The sequence below is a fragment of the Endozoicomonas numazuensis genome (assembly GCF_000722635.1).
GTDB lineage: Bacteria > Pseudomonadota > Gammaproteobacteria > Pseudomonadales > Endozoicomonadaceae > Endozoicomonas_A > Endozoicomonas_A numazuensis.
The window spans coordinates 133938-150798 of sequence record NZ_JOKH01000009.1; the positions used below are offsets into that span (position 1 = coordinate 133938).

At 46.2% G+C, this 16861-nt stretch carries 14 protein-coding genes; 5 read left to right on the forward strand and 9 right to left on the reverse strand.

Annotated features, from left to right (window positions below; translation table 11 throughout):
- Positions 1-87 precede the first annotated feature (87 nt).
- From GZ78_RS24725 to GZ78_RS24735, 3 genes are all read left to right on the forward strand, one after another.
- Positions 88-1899, forward strand: coding sequence for an RING finger protein (locus GZ78_RS24725; RefSeq protein WP_034842364.1), 1812 nt, complete (start codon positions 88-90; stop codon positions 1897-1899).
- A gap of 338 nt (positions 1900-2237) precedes the next feature.
- Positions 2238-3335 carry a hypothetical protein gene (locus GZ78_RS24730; RefSeq protein WP_152558931.1) on the forward strand — a complete coding sequence of 366 codons (1098 nt, stop codon included), beginning with the start codon at positions 2238-2240 and terminating at the stop codon, positions 3333-3335.
- 173 nt (positions 3336-3508) lie between these two features.
- Complete coding sequence (locus GZ78_RS24735) at positions 3509-3853, forward strand: hypothetical protein (protein WP_152558932.1); 345 nt, start codon at positions 3509-3511, stop codon at positions 3851-3853.
- A 338-nt stretch (positions 3854-4191) separates the two neighbouring features.
- On the opposite strand, the gene GZ78_RS24740 is transcribed toward GZ78_RS24735, so the two are convergent.
- Complete coding sequence (locus GZ78_RS24740) at positions 4192-5937, reverse strand: hypothetical protein (RefSeq protein WP_034842371.1); 1746 nt, start codon at positions 5935-5937, stop codon at positions 4192-4194.
- On the opposite strand from GZ78_RS24740, the gene GZ78_RS30095 reads away from it, so the two are divergent.
- Positions 5916-6428, forward strand: coding sequence for a hypothetical protein (locus tag GZ78_RS30095; protein ID WP_201772795.1), 513 nt, complete (start codon positions 5916-5918; stop codon positions 6426-6428). The genes GZ78_RS24740 and GZ78_RS30095 overlap by 22 nt on opposite strands.
- A gap of 969 nt (positions 6429-7397) precedes the next feature.
- On the opposite strand, the gene nqrF is transcribed toward GZ78_RS30095, so the two are convergent.
- From nqrF to GZ78_RS24780, 7 genes are all read right to left on the reverse strand, one after another.
- Entirely contained in the window at positions 7398-8624 is a 1227-nt protein-coding gene (gene nqrF / locus GZ78_RS24750) for an NADH:ubiquinone reductase (Na(+)-transporting) subunit F (RefSeq protein ID WP_034842374.1), read from the reverse strand.
- A 15-nt stretch (positions 8625-8639) separates the two neighbouring features.
- Complete coding sequence (nqrE, locus tag GZ78_RS24755) at positions 8640-9236, reverse strand: NADH:ubiquinone reductase (Na(+)-transporting) subunit E (RefSeq protein ID WP_034842376.1); 597 nt, start codon at positions 9234-9236, stop codon at positions 8640-8642.
- A 3-nt stretch (positions 9237-9239) separates the two neighbouring features.
- Entirely contained in the window at positions 9240-9905 is a 666-nt protein-coding gene (locus GZ78_RS24760; RefSeq protein ID WP_034842378.1) for an NADH:ubiquinone reductase (Na(+)-transporting) subunit D, read from the reverse strand.
- Positions 9905-10693 carry a Na(+)-translocating NADH-quinone reductase subunit C gene (locus GZ78_RS24765; RefSeq protein WP_034842381.1) on the reverse strand — a complete coding sequence of 263 codons (789 nt, stop codon included), beginning with the start codon at positions 10691-10693 and terminating at the stop codon, positions 9905-9907. The genes GZ78_RS24760 and GZ78_RS24765 overlap by 1 nt, the downstream gene beginning before the upstream one ends.
- Positions 10693-11892 (reverse strand): NADH:ubiquinone reductase (Na(+)-transporting) subunit B, encoded by a 1200-nt coding sequence (locus GZ78_RS24770; protein WP_034842382.1) that lies wholly within the window; start codon positions 11890-11892, stop codon positions 10693-10695. The genes GZ78_RS24765 and GZ78_RS24770 overlap by 1 nt, the downstream gene beginning before the upstream one ends.
- A 6-nt stretch (positions 11893-11898) precedes the next feature.
- A complete protein-coding gene (locus tag GZ78_RS24775) occupies positions 11899-13248 on the reverse strand; it encodes a Na(+)-translocating NADH-quinone reductase subunit A (RefSeq protein ID WP_034842385.1) in 1350 nt (449 codons plus the stop codon).
- 763 nt (positions 13249-14011) lie between these two features.
- Positions 14012-14794, reverse strand: coding sequence for a TatD family hydrolase (locus GZ78_RS24780; protein ID WP_034842388.1), 783 nt, complete (start codon positions 14792-14794; stop codon positions 14012-14014).
- 220 nt (positions 14795-15014) lie between these two features.
- Here GZ78_RS24780 and GZ78_RS24785 point away from each other — a divergent pair, with 220 nt between their 5' ends.
- Positions 15015-16247 carry a dicarboxylate/amino acid:cation symporter gene (locus tag GZ78_RS24785; protein ID WP_034842393.1) on the forward strand — a complete coding sequence of 411 codons (1233 nt, stop codon included), beginning with the start codon at positions 15015-15017 and terminating at the stop codon, positions 16245-16247.
- 176 nt (positions 16248-16423) lie between these two features.
- Here GZ78_RS24785 and GZ78_RS24790 read toward each other — a convergent pair whose 3' ends face one another.
- A complete protein-coding gene (locus tag GZ78_RS24790) occupies positions 16424-16693 on the reverse strand; it encodes a hypothetical protein (RefSeq protein ID WP_152558933.1) in 270 nt (89 codons plus the stop codon).
- Between the last annotated feature and the right edge of the window lie 168 nt (positions 16694-16861).

The following is a 16861-nucleotide window of genomic DNA, read 5'->3' on the forward strand; positions in this document are numbered from 1 at the left end:
AAGTCAGGAGCAATTTAATTCGACACCAAGCAAATTACATCTATATTCCTAATTCGGATCTCGGGAGAAAGACGTTAATAATTAATCATGAGAATCACTTTTATACTTCGAATAATTATCCTTCTTTCGTCGTTTTCTTTGTCAGCCGATGTAATTCATCCGGTAAAAGATGACTCAAGAACCACGCAAAACAGTTATTTTTTCGATGTATCCGAATGCGGAACATCATTTGAAATTTATAACAAAATTATCCACTTTGAGAGTGTTACTCAATCTGACTGGGATACACTATGGCAGTCTTTTGCCTATTCAGGCGTTATTGTTCCCTTAACCATTGCTTCGTCTATAAGATCGGGCATTTATTTTTATAGGTATTTTGGTCAGTCGACTAAGCATTGGCTTTCTTATGCCGCACTTATTGCAGCGGGATATTTTTATATTGATGCTGTATTGTCAAGGCTTCTGACAATACAGAACTTGATTCTAGGGCTCTTAGAGCTAGAGCGACCTGCCCCCCTGATTGCAACAGGGGTTGCCTTACTATCAATTGCGTCAATAGAAAAAGGTGACTACCTGGGAACATTTTTCAACTCAAAGTTATATATTCTTATGCCATTAGCCGTCGTAATGGTTCGCCTTGCTGGCTTGAACTCCGATCAGGATGACCAGCCGTATGAAATAAGACATCTTGCATTATCAGGCAACGCAGCCAGACACTTTGTGATCACAGCTGCATTCGAGCGAATCCAGAATAATCAGCACCTTTCGCAAGAGATGCCGGAAATGGCCACCTATGGACTTGACCGCATTCATTTAGACTCTGATTATGGAGAAGGTGGTGAAAATGATCCAGATAGCTATAGCCGTTTGGCACATGTAATGGACGACCTGAACCTTGTAAGCCTGATTTTAGATAGGCAAGTCAGCGAAAACCAAGAGATCGCCGTTCTTGGTGAGCGAGCCTCTGATAGAAAGCTTGTTATGTCAGGTAATATAATTCTGGAAAATAATCAGGCGTCGAAGTGGTTCAATCCACATATGACTGATGAGGATACGCGATTAAGAAGTGTTGACCGGTTCATGCTATCCCCCGATGTTATTGGTGCAATTGCAGATTATATGGAATCGAAAAGAACTTTGATTTATGCATATACAAAGCCCAAACCACCCTCTTCTTCAGATGATTTTATTAGAAAAATGGAGGATTATGTAAAAGCGAAAGTCGGTAAAACCGGCACATATGAATATTACAACTACGACATTTTTACTTTTTCGGAGGATTTTACCAAAGAAAATCTCGGAGTCACCTTGGGTATAGATTATTCCGAAAATGATAACATCACAACATTTTTACTACCCGGCGCCCAAAAAGAGCTTGCAGCAAAACTCAGGTTTGATTTAAACAACTGGAACATAGCGTTACATATTGGTCATGAGGGTCAGGAGGATAATGTTGAGCAGTACATTTCTCCTCTGTGGTTTAACCGTATTGTATTCACGTGCCTGAAATCTATCGGACCAAAGTATATTTATTCCTGGGTTTCAGAAGCTATTGACTACTGGCTCCCTCTTTCTAACGTCATCTATCTGAATCAGATGACCGAGTATGAAGAGGAAAACACAAATGAAGATACAAAATGCAGTACATGCTATGCCGTCATTAAAGGAAGCGTAGCCGCAAAGAAAGCCATGGAAAAAACGCCGAAAAATCATGAGCAACACCTATCGCCCGACACGCTCACCGAAGTCGATACATTACTCAAAACACACTGCGGGCACATTTTTTGCCCTTCATGTATTGACAAAATCCGGCAGACTAAAATCTCCAGAGCCAGTGATTCATGGAATTTGATTAATTTTCATATCAATTGTCCATACTGCCGAAATTCGATTCATTGATATCGTGGTACACGGGTTTTCTCATGAAAGTTTATTTCTTGTGTGATGCTACCTCACCGTTTTTTCGACGAAATACTCTATATGTATTTATCGCTCTGCTGACTCTGCTTGCAACCAGCTCAGGCTGGGCACACACTGCCCCATCATTACAAAACCAGCCAGACACTGACGAGGTTTCAGAAAACGCAACGATTTGTTTTTCAGAACTCCAACAACTACTGGGATCAGAACAGGCCGGTCTGTCAGATGACAATGAGCCAGTAACGGCAGAAAAGCTTAACCTCCTGATTTCAGCCATAGAAGACCAGATTCAGAACATCTCTGCCTGCACTACCTTTATGCAAGAGTATGAAAGTCTTTTAGTTCAGGAAGAAGAATATTTTGATAAGGAAGAATTACTAAAATACATCCCACATCTTTCACCATCCCCATCAACACAGATGGACTGGCTGGAGTGGGGCCAAGGGATAGCTTATAACTCTGCTCACTCAGTTATGAGTCAATATTGGCAAAACAGCCCCGGGATTAGCATTCTCAGCAGCATTGCCAGCAAGCTCAGAAGCAATATTAACTATTATTATAAATCGTACAGAGCAAAACAGAAACCTAAGAAAGCACCTTATAGCGGTTATTTTACGAACTGTTTTCTGAAAAAAAATCTCGACGTCTGTTTTTACAGCTCGTGGGTGGTTCACTCTTTAACATTAATGGCTTCGGCTACCGTTGCTTATACGAGCTATCGTCTTATGGACTACGGCGGAGGATATATTCCTTCCAATGCTTTTATGGTAATGGCAGTGGTTGCAAACAGTCTGAGTTTTTCCTGGTGGCCAGACCTTTTTAGCTTTGGATTTATTGGTAGCCTTACGGCTCAGACCTATTTTATGCTCGCTGACAAGCATCGGTTGATGATAAATTCGAAAAAAATGTTGCAGATGTATTCGGCGTCTTTTTTCCTTAATGACGCAATATTAGTATTCCTGAGAAGCCTTTATACAGGCTTCTGGCACAGTGCTCTGCTCGACTCACCCATTCAGCTGACTATTACCAGCTTTATCGCATTGCGCTCGTTAATCTCTTATGTAAGAAATATTGATAGCAGGGAGGCCATTTTTTTACCAATAGCTGATGGAAAAACAACCTCGTATACGATCATGGCTGCCGCCGCTTTATTTTATCATATCCAAACGCCTTTCATGCACTGGCACCTGGCTTACATGTACGGCGGGTTGATCTTTAATTCATTGGTCACCAGTAGTAATTTAAACACCGTTATACCGGTGCTGACTCATTCTCTTATGTTCACATTTCACTTCGCTAACAACTTAAGAGTACATGCTGTTGACGTTATAGAGGAATTCGACAAAATCTCTTATTTTATCTACAACATTATCCTCCCTCCTGCCATAATTTTTGGTTTGCTTGACCGCCGATAAAATTATTTTCTGAAGAGGGCTGCCGTGCTGCGAAGGGTAGTGCTGTGTCCCTTGACAGAGGGGAGGCTCATATGTGTTATCTGCGCTTTCTAATTTGTTGGCAATTCTAACGAACTATTTGACTGTTTTAAGATCAAAAATTAATAAAGTGATAACATATTAGGATGTCGACTATGAATTTTTTGACAATCAGTTCTTTGACCCAAGTTGCAGCTACTGTTTGTAAGAATACTTTCGGTTGCTCTGGTAATGTTATGAAGGTCTATGAAAAGGAGCGTGATCTACTTTCTAAGCCATTAACGCCAGATAATGTTAATAAATTAATAAAGTGTGAAAATCATGCGGCTATATATGGATCAGGAAAATCTATTCAAGACAGAATGGCCATAGCATTTGTGCCTATCAGATACTTTATTGCTCATAGTGCAGCATATTTGTTAGTGACTTCACATGAAGGTTTTTTTAGTGACAACAGATATTCCAAAGAAAGTTTTCTTCACTTAATCGAAAACTTCTAGCCGATAGAATTAGCAGTTAGTTGGAGCACATAACGAATCTGTAGAAAAAGAAGATAACAATATCAGCTTCCTTTCCAAGAGATAAAAAGGGCAGAGATAAAATACCACACAACCAGAAAGCAACATGAATTCCATTTCAGCCCAAACCTTTCTGAACAGCTCATAGTTTCCTTATTGGTATGACCGTAAAGAAGACAAATCAAGGAGAAAACGCTGAAATCACTTTTTACAAGAATAGAGAACCTATCTCACCAAAAGATTTCAGCTATGATTCGACGCATGAAACTGAAGAATTGAATCAGCCAGACTGAAATAAACGACTACAGTTATGCAACCCCCTATTGAATTGAAATCACCCACAATGGTTTGTTGGCTTTTTTTGATGCAGTGATAAGAAACGAAAGAGGAGCAGTCTGGGTTTTACTTGGCTCAAGGTCCAGTATGTCTAAAACCGCTTCTGAGGGGGTCGGCTTATAAGTTGATGTGTAGGGTTGCTTTGGCTCAATGGCTAATACCAGTCTGCGAACAAGGCTGTCATCAACTGGCCGCGTCAATATCTTTGCAAGAACATATTTCCCTGCTTTTCGAAGCGACATTCCCGACCAGGCAACCGGATTAAAGACAGTTCCTGCAAGCCCCTTCTGGTATTCAAACCAGAAACTTGCATGCCAGGCCATGGCAGCCTGAGTTCTCTTCCAGTCCCGGGTCAGATCAATCCCTTCAGGCAGATCGAGAATAAATGCTACAAACCACTGAGTGAAAGCTCGATCCGTCAGTGTGTTAAAAAAGCCTCTGGTATCTGGCTTAATCAGCATTCTTGCCTTGTGCCTTTCGCTCGTTGTGAGCGACTGGTTGTGATGTGAGCCTGCAATCGTCCAACGGGACTCAGGTTGATCCTGATCATCTATTAAAAAAGTACTGAAATGGTAAAAGCTCATAGGCTGAGACAATTTAAGGGTCTCTAATAGCAATAAGCCTTCAGCATACTTTTCGGCAGATAGACCCGCTTCAGCATACAACTGCGCTACAGCCTCCCAGCGACCATAAGACTTTGGTTGAGTATCTTCAGAATCAGAAAGTTCAGGCAAGGAAAGTAACCGGGGAATCACATAAGCAGCACAGGCAATAAATACACCCCCAATAGCCAGGTATGATACGCGGTTTTTGAAAATTCTGGGGAGCTGGAACGGGTTATTTTGTTGAGCGACTTTTGCTGCAGCAACTGTCCCGGTTTTGAGAAGGTCAGTGCCGCTTTCAGTGCTTAAGCTTGAACGTTGATCAAGGTGTTCACCTGTGTTCCCGACAGGCATGAGGGGTTCCTGATCTTTCAGTGGCTGACCATTAAAGCTGTCAGAAATGATATCGTTCGTTAGTAGCTCATTCAAAATCACTTTGCTCAACAGCTCAGTCTCACTTTCAACCTTTTCGCTCTCTTGTGTTGAGGTCGTTTGTCGTTCTTTATTTTCACTATCCTCACCACTTTCAATCACTGGATCAATCACTGGATCAATCGCAGCCTGAACAAACTCACCTGCAGTTATGTCGTCATCGCCCCCCACTAAGTCAGTCTCAGTACTTGTAGACGTAAGGCTATATCCAGTACCTGTATTATCGAGGGTTTTTTTCTCTGAACTGTTTGTAAACAAACGATCGGGGGACTCTAGTGGTTTATCTTCATTATATAAACTGCTTGCTGTCGAAACTGTCGCTGGAGGAATAGGCGGTACAGATGTAGCTGTATTATGACTAGCGGGCGAGTCGCTGATCCCAAGTGCTCTTTTATACGCTTCCATTGCGACGGGATCATCGGGGTCCGGAAAATCATCTATTGGCATAAAATCAGTTTCTGCATAATCCGTTACAGGATTGCTGAAAACATTAGTCCTCTTGAGTTGACTGTTTTTCGTTTTTTTAGGTGTCTCTTTATCCTTTACAGGCTTATCCTTTACAGGCTTATCCTTTACAGGCTTACCCTTTACAGGCTTACCCTTTACAGGCTTATCCTTTACAGGCTTATCCTTTGGAGGAGGATCATCCTGTAATATTGGTTCAGAGGGTGGATTTGACGATTTTTTTTCTTCCACGATCTCTTCTTTTGGTGACGGGTTTTCTTCCAGAGCTTTATCTTCAGGAGGTTTCTGGTCATCGTTTTGAGGCTGTGAAACAGGCTCATTCGGTTGAGGTTGAGGTTGAGGCTGAGGTTGAGGCTGAGGCTGAGGCTGAGGCTGAGGTTGAGGTTGAGGTTGAGGCTGAGGTTGAGACTGAGGTTGAGACTGAGGCTGAGGTTGAGTCTGAGGTTGAGGTTGAGTCTGAGGTTGAGGTTGAGACTGAGGTTGAGGCTGAGGCTGAGGCTGAGGCTGAGGCTGAGGCTGAGGTTGAGATTGAGGTAGAGGTAGAGGTAGAGGTAGAGGTAGAGGTAGAGGTAGAGGTAGAGGTAGAGGTAGAGGTTGAGGTTGAGGTTGAGGTTGAGGTTGAGGTTGAGGTTGAGGTTGAGGTTGAGGTAGAGGTTGAGGCTGAGCTAGAGCTAGAGCTAGAGGTAGAGGTAGAGGTTGAGGCTGAAGCCAGCTCTGGGTAACTCCATTCAGAGTGCCACTTTCTGTCAGATGGAGCTGATAAAGAAAACCATTCTGCAAACTCGTTAAGAGGCTAAACGCCGGATTAGCAGCAACTTCAGGTGAGGTACGTATGCTGTCTAAGAGAGTCGGTGTATCTGGATGTGGGCAGAAAAGGTAAATATGTCCAGGTATTAAAAAGGCCATGAACAAATGTACAGAATCAGTTCTGCATTTCTCAGCTACGTGTTTCGCTAATGACTGTAACGGCAAGGGGACCTTATTAATATCGTCAAAATATATAACTCCGCCAGAGTTAACCGAATTACTTATTAGTAGTAATGCCAGTGACAGGAGCAAGCAGCGCCATCTCAACATAGCGACCCTCAAATAAAAATAAAAATAAAAATTAATGTTCATTTTTAAATGATTCATTGTAGCTTGATTGAGCATTACTGCCTGTGCAGGGGTTTCTAAATGATAAAATTGCAAGGTAGGTAAGTTTGTAATACCAATCGTGCTTTCTAACTACCGTAATGAGCATGGCAAGCTGGATGACAGAACAAGGCGGAACGACGAGTAATACCAATCAAACTTTCAAACCCCGTTATGAGCAAGCCATTTGAGTCCAATAGGCAATACCCACAGGGCATAAAGGCGGGGTGAGGAGTCATAGCCGTAGCTATGGCGACGATCCCCAACGCAGAATATTGGACTCAAATGGCTGCACAATAGGGGATTTAGGGGATTTTGAAAGTGCGATTGGTATAATAGCCAGGCTATTGCGAGGAGTTCCAACGCAGGGCTGGCGTTCAGATTACCAGCGCAATAGCGTAGTTAGAAAATAGGATTGGTATAATGCCCGGCATTGCAAACAGCGTGAGGCACATCAAATGAGTAAAACAAAAAAACCGGTGTACTCCTGAGAGTATCACCGGTTTTTTGTCAGGGATGCCTGAGCCCCCCAAGCAACACCGCTTTAGACCGATGGATTAACCACCAAAGTCGTCCAGCAGGATGTTTTCAGGCTCAACGCCCTGATCTTCAAGCATCTTGATGACCGCAGCGTTCATCATGGGAGGTCCGCACATATAGAACTCACAGTCTTCAGGCGCAACGTGCTCCTTCAGGTAGTTGTCGAACAGTACCTGGTGGATAAAGCCGGTTTTGCCTTCCCAGTTATCTTCTGGCTGAGGATCAGACAGAGCAAGATGCCAGGTAAAGTTAGGGTTCTCTTCAGCCAGCTTGTCAAACTCTTCTACGTAGAAGGCTTCACGCAAAGAACGTGCACCGTACCAGAAAGAGATTTTACGAGTCGAAGACAAACGCTTCAGCTGGTCAAAAATATGAGAACGCATAGGCGCCATACCTGCACCACCGCCTACGAAGACCATTTCGTTGTCGGTTTCTTTCGCGAAGAATTCTCCGAATGGTCCGTAAACGGTCATCTTGTCACCTGGTTTCAGGTTAAAGACGTATGAAGACATTTTGCCTGGCTCAAAGTCAGTACCCGGAGGCGGTGAAGCGATACGGATATTGAACTTCAGGATACCTTCTTCTTCAGGGTAGTTAGCCATGGAGTAGGCACGAATGGTCTCTTCGTTCACCTTGGAAATGTACTTCCACTGGTCAAACTTGTCCCAGTCCCCCCGGTACTCGTCCTGAATCTCAAAGTTCTTGTACTCAACAGTGTGAGCAGGCGCTTCAAGCTGAACATAACCACCGGCTCGGAAGTTTACGTTTTCACCTTCAGGCAGTTTCAGAACCAGCTCTTTGATGAAAGTAGCAACGTTGTCGTTAGAAACAACTTCACATTCCCACTTTTTAACACCGAAGAGTTCTTCTTCAACTTCGATTTCCATGTCCTGCTTAACGTTCACCTGACAGGACAGGCGCCAGCCTTCCTTTTCTTCACGTTTGGTGAAGTGGGAACGCTCGGTAGGCAGCATTTCACCGCCACCGTCCAGTACTTTACACTTGCACTGTGCACAGGTACCACCACCGCCACAGGCAGATGGCAGGAAGACGCCCGCGCCTGACAAGGTTGTCAGTAGCTTGCCACCGGCAGCAGTGGTGACTGCTTTTTCGGCGTCTTCATTAATATTAATGGTCACATTACCGGTGCTGACCAGTCGTGAGCGAGCTGCCAGAATTACCGCTACGAGCGTCAGCACGATAACGGTAAACATGACTACGCCCAATACGATTGTAGAATCCATATTTACGCGATCTCCTTACAGCTGTACGCCGGAGAATGACAGGAAGCCCAGCGACATCAAACCTACAGTAATGAAGGTGATGCCCAGACCCTGCAGGCCCGGAGGTACGTCACTGTACTTCAACTTTTCACGGATACCGGCCAGGGCGGCAATTGCCAGAGCCCAGCCAACACCAGCACCCAATCCATATACCGCAGACTCACCCAGGCTGTAGTCACGCTCAACCATGAACAGGGAAGCACCCATGATGGCGCAGTTCACAGTAATCAGCGGCAGAAATACACCCAGCGCGTTGTAGAGAGACGGTACAAACTTGTCCAGGAACATTTCCAGAATCTGAACCAGGGCTGCGATAACACCGATGTAGGTGATCAAACCCAAAAAGCTCAGATCGATACCGGCTGCCAGCGCGCTATCTTTCAGGATGTTCTGATAGATCAGGTTGTTGATGGGCACAGTAATGGCCAGTACCGCTACTACTGCAACACCCAGACCCAGAGCTGTTTTTACCTGCTTGGACACTGCCAGAAAGGTACACATGCCCAGGAAGAAAGCCAATGCCATGTTTTCCACGAACACTGCTTTCACAAAAAGTGAGATGAAATGTTCCATGGCTTAGTGGGCCTCGCTGAACTGGGTGTTGGGAGCCATCTTGAACTCGTTGTCTTCAACCTGATCCGGCTTGCGACTGCGAATGACCCAGATCAGCAGACCAATCAGGAAGAACGCACTGGGAGCCAGCAGCATCAGACCATTAGGCTGATACCAGCCACCGTTGTTGACGGTCTTCAGAATTTCAATACCGAACAGATTTCCGGCACCAAACAATTCACGGAAGAAAGCAACAATCAGTAGAACCGCGCCGTAACCCAGGCCATTACCAATACCGTCCAGGAAAGACAGTTTGGGACCGTTCTTCATAGCGAAGGCTTCGGCACGACCCATTACGATACAGTTGGTGATAATCAGACCTACGAATACTGACAGCTGTTTGGAGATGTCATAAGCGTAAGCTTTCAAAATCTGATCCACCACGATTACCAGAGAAGCAATAACGGTCATCTGACAGATGATTCGAATGCTGTTAGGTATGTAGTTACGAATCAGGGATACGGCCAGGTTGGAACAGGCTGTTACGCCAATTACCGCCAAAGCCATAACCAGGCTGACCTGCATGCTGGTGGTCACCGCCAGCGCCGAGCAGATACCAAGAATCTGCAGGGTAATGGGGTTGTTGTTAACGACCGGTTCCAGCAGGATATCTTTAGTCTTCTCAGACATTATGCATCCCCCGCTTTCAGGTTAGTAAGGAACGGTTTGAAGCCTTCGCTGCCCATCCAGAAATGAATCAGGTTGGTCACACCGTTACTGGTCAATGTTGCACCGGACAATGCATCTACCTTGTAAGGGGACTTCGGATCTGCTCCGCCCTTAACAAGGCCTGCTTCTACTACACCTTTGTTGTCGTAGATTTTTTTGCCAGGCCACTTTGCTTTCCAGATCGGGTTATCAACTTCACCACCCAGTCCCGGAGTTTCCTTCTGGTCATAGAAACCAAAACCCTTAACGGTGTTCAGGTCACTGTCCAGTGCCATAAAGCCATACATGGTTGACCACAGTCCATAACCGTGAACCGGCAGAATGATGGTCTCCAGTTTGCCATTTTTCTCAATGACATACACTTTGGCGATATCAGCCTGACGCTTGATACTGGCGATGTCTTCAGCACCTTTCAGGGCACGGGACTCATCAGCAACTTTGGCGGCTACACGCTGGTCGTAGTTGACTGCAGTCTGACCTTCCGGTGTTTTCTCAACGAATTTACCCGTCTTGAGATCGACCAGGCGAGGCTGAATCTGCTTGTAAAGCTCAGCGACTTCACTGTTGCTCAGAGCCTTGGCGTCTTTAGCCAGACCAGAGATACTCAGAATGTTGCGCTGAACGTCGAGCTGGGCGTTTTCTGTCTGCTGTGGCTTCAGGAATACTGCGGCTGCAGAAACCACTACAGAACACACCAGAGAGAGAAGAATCGTTACAAATAACGTCTTCTTAATACTATCGTTACCCATCAGGCACGAGCCTCCCTACGCTTGATGTTGGCTTCAACCACGAAGTGGTCAATCAGCGGCGCAAACAGGTTGGCAAACAGGATAGCCAGCATCATACCTTCCGGGTAAGCCGGGTTTACAGTACGAATCAGAACTACCATGATGCCGATCAGGGCACCAAAGAACCACTTACCAGTGTTCGTCATGGAAGCTGACACCGGATCAGTGGCCATGAAAATCATACCGAAGGCAAAACCACCCAGAACCATGTGCCAGTACCAGGGCAGACCAAACATCATATTGGTGTCAGAGCCGATACCGTTGAACAGGGTAGAGGTAGCCACCATACCCAGCATCACGCCCAGCACGATTCTCCAGGAAGCAATACGGGTTGCCAGCAACACAGCACCACCAATGAAAATGGCCAGTGTTGAAGTTTCACCCACAGAACCCTGAATAGTACCCAGGAATGCGTCGAACCAGGTGATACCGTTGGAAACTATCTGATCAATCCCACCCTGTTGAGCCAGACTCAGCGCAGTGGCACCGGAGAAACCGTCAACAGCGGTCCACACCAGGTCACCGGAAATCTGGGCTGGATAAGCAAAGAACAGGAAGGCACGACCTGTCAGAGCCGGGTTCAGGAAGTTCTTGCCTGTACCACCAAATACTTCCTTACCGATGACCACACCGAAGGAAATACCCAGAGCCACCTGCCACAAAGGAATGCTAGGTGGAACAATCAGGGCGAACAGCACAGAAGTCACAAAGAAACCTTCGTTGACCTCGTGACCACGAACAACGGCAAACAGCACTTCCCAGAAGCCGCCGACAAAGAATGTCACAGCGTAAATAGGCAGGAAGAAGACCGCACCATAAATGAAGTTATCCCACAGACTTGCAGGATCGTGACCCGCCAACAGGCTGATCAGTGCGCCATGCCAGTCAGCAGGTGCAGCCAGACCACCGGCAATCGCAGTGTTAGCCTGAAAACCAACATTCCACATACCAAAGAACATGGCTGGGAAGGTGCAAAGCCAGACAAGGCCCATCATACGCTTCAGGTCGATCGCATCGCGAACGTGAGCAGTATTGTGCGTCTTGTTGGGTGGGGTATAAAGCAAAGTATCCACTGCTTCAAACAGTGCATACCACTTCTCGTGCTTGCCACCTTTGATAAAGTGGGGCTCGAGCGTGTCGAGGAGTTTTCTCAAAGCCATGATCTGTTAGCCCTCCAGCTCGATACGGGTGAGGTTGTCGCGCAGGATGGGACCGTATTCATACTTACCGGCACACACGTAAGTGCACAATGCCAGGTCGTCCTCTTCCAGTTCCAGAGCACCCAGTTTCTGGGCCATTTCTGTATCACCCACTACAATCGAACGCAGCAACTGAGTCGCCAGGATATCCAGAGGCATGACTGTTTCATACTGACCGACTGGCACCATTGCACGCTCGCCACCGTTGGTGGTGGTAGTGAAGTTGAACAGTTTGCTTCTGCTCAGACCCGAAGTCAGTACGTTCAAGACGGAATGACGGTTCACGGTCGGGTTGACCCAACCCATAAACAGACGTTCATTGCCTTCTTCCAGAACGGAAACCTGTGTGTGATAACGCCCCAGAAATGCGAAGGAGCCTTTTGAAGTACGACCACCAAACACAGAACCAGAGATAATACGGTTATCACCTTCTTTCAGTTCACCTGCCGTCAGCTCTTCGATGTTGGCACCCACACGGGTACGAACCAGACGCGGCTTCTCAACCTGAGGGCCCGCCAGAGAAACAACCCGATCGGTGAACAGTTTACCGGTAGTAAACAATTTACCGACAGCGATGACATCCTGATAGTTGATCTGCCAAACGGTTTTTTCGGCATTCACTGGATCCAGGAAGTGGATATGGGTGCTGGGCTGTCCTGCAGGATGAGGACCGTCAAACTCTTCTGCCGTCGCGATGCCAGCAGGAATACGAGCACCCGGTGCTTTACACAGGAAGATCTTGCCGCCGCTGAGTTTACCCAGGATATTAATACCCTGTTCAAACGCTTCAGCATGTTCACTGACGATCACTTCAGGATCAGCTGCCAGAGGGTTGGTATCAATGGCTGTCACAAAAATAGAATTTGGACGTGAGCCAAGGGCAGGCACTTTACTGAACGGACGGGTGCGCAGGGCAGTCCAAAGTCCAGAGTCGTTCAACTGCTCTTCTACCTGCTCGGCAGTCAAGCCAGACAGTGCTTCAGGCTTGTGCTCAGGGAAAGCCACTTCTTCGCTACCCCTTTTGTCGCTCTCGGCAACATCAATGACAACTGACTGAAGAATACGCTTCTCGCCACGATTAATCGCAGCAACAACACCGGCAGCAGGCGCAGTGTAGCGCACGCCCGGTGTTTTCTTGTCGGTAAAGAGCTCTTGCCCCTTCTTAACTCGATCTCCGACAGCAACCGCCATAGTAGGTTTCATACCTACGTAATCAAAGCCTATCACAGCGACAGAGCGAACCGCTCGGCCCTCCGATATGCTTTGTTCAGGCGCTCCTGTAATCGGAAGATCCAGCCCCTGTTTGATTTTGATCATACCTTTCGCCTAATCAATCAATTTTCAGGTCCGGAAAAACCCGCCTCTCCGGTGATAACCGACAACTGACCAATATAACCCTGAATATCCAGCCTTCATTCAACATGAAGTCAGAACAAAAGCTCTGATTTCTGCCTCAATCGAATACACAGCAAAAAAGACTTCACTCCAATGGAATGAGTCCTGATTGTGTATATTCTGATTCAGGCAAACTGACGATAAACTGGCCTCAAGTCTCGTGCTGCATAGCTGAGACTCAAGTGCAATCGCACATCAACTCATCGTTATGTGGCCGTAACGGCTCACCATAGAAAAAATGGTGGCGCAATTATAAAGACAGTCTCTTGGATATGCTATAGCCGAATGACCGTGGAATTCCTTAATGTTTAAAGCAGTTACCATTATACGTTCAACCAAAAATGAGTAATGTATCGCTATCGCGAATCATAAAAACTGATCAAACGGTTGAATACCTGAATTTTCAGCCATAACTCGACGAATAAAGGTATCGGTTTCAGGCACGTCCTGACCGAAGCATTCATCAGACCCGAACACCAGACAAGCCCGGAAATTGGTTCTTCCCCGTTCTAAGTATCAAGCTTTTCGTACACATCAGAAAACGAACATCCCAGTGTTTCAGCAGTCATTTTCTTGGTCAGAGCGGCTTTGTGAATTTTCCGGGCTAATTTTCCGGGCTAAAGTGCACGATGAATAAATATGAAAGACATGACCCATCGAAAAGATGAGCCATTGGGAGTGGTTTTTAGCAGGATGCGGCTTTGGGGAAAAGTCGAAAAAAGTTTTCAGATGTCACTTCGGCCAGCTCTTCTCCAGAAATGCCTTTTAACTCTGCCACACATTTAGCTACGTCGGGCAAGTAGCGAGGTTCGTTTGATTTACCACGATGAGGTACCGGCGCAAGGTAAGGAGAATCTGTCTCAATCAAAAGACGGTCCAGAGGGACTTTCTTAACCACCTCCCTTAACTCAGCGGCATTTCGAAAGGTGACAATACCGGAAATGGAAATGAAGTAATTCAGCTCCATCGCCTCTCTCGCCATTTCCCAGCTTTCGGTAAAGCAGTGCAATACACCCGCTCTATCCAGGTTACCGTGCTGACGTATGAGATCCAGCGTATCTTTTCTGGCATCTCTGGTGTGAACAATAATAGGTAGCTGTGATTGCGCTGCCGCCTGAAGATGAATTTTAAATCGCTCCTGCTGTACCGCTTTATTATCTGCCGAGTAGTAATAATCAAGACCACTCTCACCAATGGCGATCACCTTTGTATGACGGGCATAGTCTAATAAGGTCTGCAGGTCCGGCTCCGCTGCGTCTTTCTCCAGGGGGTGTATACCAACTGAGGCATAAACATCCTGATAGGTTTCAGCCAGATGAATCACAGCATCGGCATGCTCAAGATCAATACCGACACAGAGCATCCTCTCAACACCAACCTGACGGGCTGCGTTAAGTGCTTTTTCCAGGTCACCGCCATAACAATCAAGCTTGAGGCGGTCGAGATGGCAATGGGAATCAATCAGCATGATAGGTCGTATTTAATTCAGCAATATTAAAAGAGGTCATTCTTTATCATACCTCATTCATTACCCCCTTTCCTCAGGGAAGCTATAAGCGCCCTCCTGCCCTGACAATCACCCAATTAAGCTACCCACATTACTCAGTATTTATGCGACTATCTTTTTAAACGACGCAAAGCTAGCATCCAATTCCTAGAATAGAACAGATCAACCCAGAATCAGAAAAATGCAGTCTCAATCTGTCAGCATCTCCCGCTTGAATGTCCAGTGGCCAAATTATTTCATGGCTTTACTGCTCGGCGCTGTGACCGGAATTTTAATACCCGAACTTTCTGATTTTCTGGCCCCTCTGGGTGTCATCTTCATCAAGGTCATCAAGATGCTGGTCATACCGATGATCTTTTTCTCCATTGCCAATGGCATTTTGCAACTCAGCAAAGTCGATTCAATGAAACGAATTGCTTTGAAGACCCTGGTCATATTTCTTGGCAGTATGGCACTGACCTCGATCATTACACTGATCATCAGCCAGCTGCTCAATAACAGCTGGGGTTATTACTCCGTTCTACCGAATTACTTCCAACCTACCGCACAACTGCCTCAACTGTCTGACCTGGCTGATAAAATCATTCCGGAAAACCCCATTGCAGCGATGATGCATGGAGAAGTAATGGCTACTGTTTTCTTCTCCTGCCTGCTGACTGCCGGTATTCGTTCGAGCGGTGAAAAAGGAAAACCATTAATTGATTTTCTGGAAACATCAGCGATGGTGGTCAATCAAATGATCAAGCTGATCATGAAGCTGGCCCCACTGGGCATCTTCGCTCTGGCTGCCGACAACTTTGCTAATAGCAATCTGGTGTTGATCAGCGAACTGACCACTCTGGTGGGTATCACCTGGGGATTAACGGCCCTCATCATGGTGGCAGGTTTCAGCACTGTCCTGATGTGTATGAAGCTGTCTCCGGGAACCTTCTTTCGCAAAATGATAGCGCCGCAGATCATGGCCTTCACAGCAGGCTCCAGTTCAGCCACACTGCCCGTAAACATGTCAGTGACCGAGAATCAATTGGGTGTCAGTAAACCCATTAGCCGATTTGTGCTCTCTCTGGGTTCCGTCATTAATATGAACGGGCTGGCGATCAACCTGACGATGATCGCAGTCTTTGCTTCCCAGATTTTCAACCTTCACCTTACCTTCGATGACTATCTGCTGATTATTGCCATCAGCACCGTATCAGCCATTGGTGCTGCAGGAATCCCGGGCGCCTTTCTGCTGTCTTTAACGTTGCTACTCGAAAGCCTTGGCATCCCACTGATGGTTCTGGCCATCATAGCGGCAGTGGCCCAACTGTTTGAAATGAGCGGTACAACACTCAATATTACCGGTGACAGCCTGGCGGCTGTAATAGTAGCGAAGTGGGAAGGTAGCCTGGATGAGGAAACGTATAATAGATAGTCATCGCCACAGATCACTCTATTTTTGTCAGATTCCCAGGCGTCCTTGTTAAAGTCACTCCATCAATTCAGAGCAGCCACCACTAGGAGCCTGACCGAGAATAGACAGCCCGGCCTAAAACCCAGAAAGAACGGCCATCTTTTCCACTGAATTTTATGCTCGGACGCTATTCTCGGTCAGCCTCCTAGAACAAAAGCAAGAACCATTCCAATCACATTACTAACCAGACCAGCAGCTCCGCTATTTGGGCCCACCGACTCTGACTGCGTATCCGGATTTACTGCAATCACAGGATCTGTGGCAGGCTCTATCGGTGTTTGAGTATTAGCAAACTGACTGCCCGGAGGACAGGAAGCTCTGCCTGCAAAGCCAACAGCGCCTTCAGCGCCATCCAACAGGCAACCCAGGCACAGTTCACCGGCAGATATATCTTCCCGGTTACCCATATTCCGAACACCCTGAACTTTCTGGTGATAATCACAGAAATTCAGTACCACATACCAGAGAATCAGGTTCGGTATTAGACTAAAGAATCAAGATTAATCTTACATAACTGTACGACCACTTAGTCATATAGTTGTTTTTTAACGTCCGTGCAGATGATCTTTTAATCA

Coding starts and splice junctions, on each gene's coding strand:
- GZ78_RS24725 (WP_034842364.1), top strand. CDS start 88: ATGAGAATCACTTTTATACTTCGAATAATTATCCTTCTTTCGTCGTTT.
- GZ78_RS24730 (WP_152558931.1), top strand. CDS start 2,238: ATGCAAGAGTATGAAAGTCTTTTAGTTCAGGAAGAAGAATATTTTGAT.
- GZ78_RS24735 (WP_152558932.1), top strand. CDS start 3,509: ATGAATTTTTTGACAATCAGTTCTTTGACCCAAGTTGCAGCTACTGTT.
- nqrF (WP_034842374.1), bottom strand. CDS start 8,624: ATGGATTCTACAATCGTATTGGGCGTAGTCATGTTTACCGTTATCGTG.
- nqrE (WP_034842376.1), bottom strand. CDS start 9,236: ATGGAACATTTCATCTCACTTTTTGTGAAAGCAGTGTTCGTGGAAAAC.
- GZ78_RS24760 (WP_034842378.1), bottom strand. CDS start 9,905: ATGTCTGAGAAGACTAAAGATATCCTGCTGGAACCGGTCGTTAACAAC.
- GZ78_RS24765 (WP_034842381.1), bottom strand. CDS start 10,693: ATGGGTAACGATAGTATTAAGAAGACGTTATTTGTAACGATTCTTCTC.
- GZ78_RS24770 (WP_034842382.1), bottom strand. CDS start 11,892: ATGGCTTTGAGAAAACTCCTCGACACGCTCGAGCCCCACTTTATCAAA.
- GZ78_RS24775 (WP_034842385.1), bottom strand. CDS start 13,248: ATGATCAAAATCAAACAGGGGCTGGATCTTCCGATTACAGGAGCGCCT.
- GZ78_RS24780 (WP_034842388.1), bottom strand. CDS start 14,794: ATGCTGATTGATTCCCATTGCCATCTCGACCGCCTCAAGCTTGATTGT.
- GZ78_RS24785 (WP_034842393.1), top strand. CDS start 15,015: ATGCAGTCTCAATCTGTCAGCATCTCCCGCTTGAATGTCCAGTGGCCA.
- GZ78_RS24790 (WP_152558933.1), bottom strand. CDS start 16,693: ATGGGTAACCGGGAAGATATATCTGCCGGTGAACTGTGCCTGGGTTGC.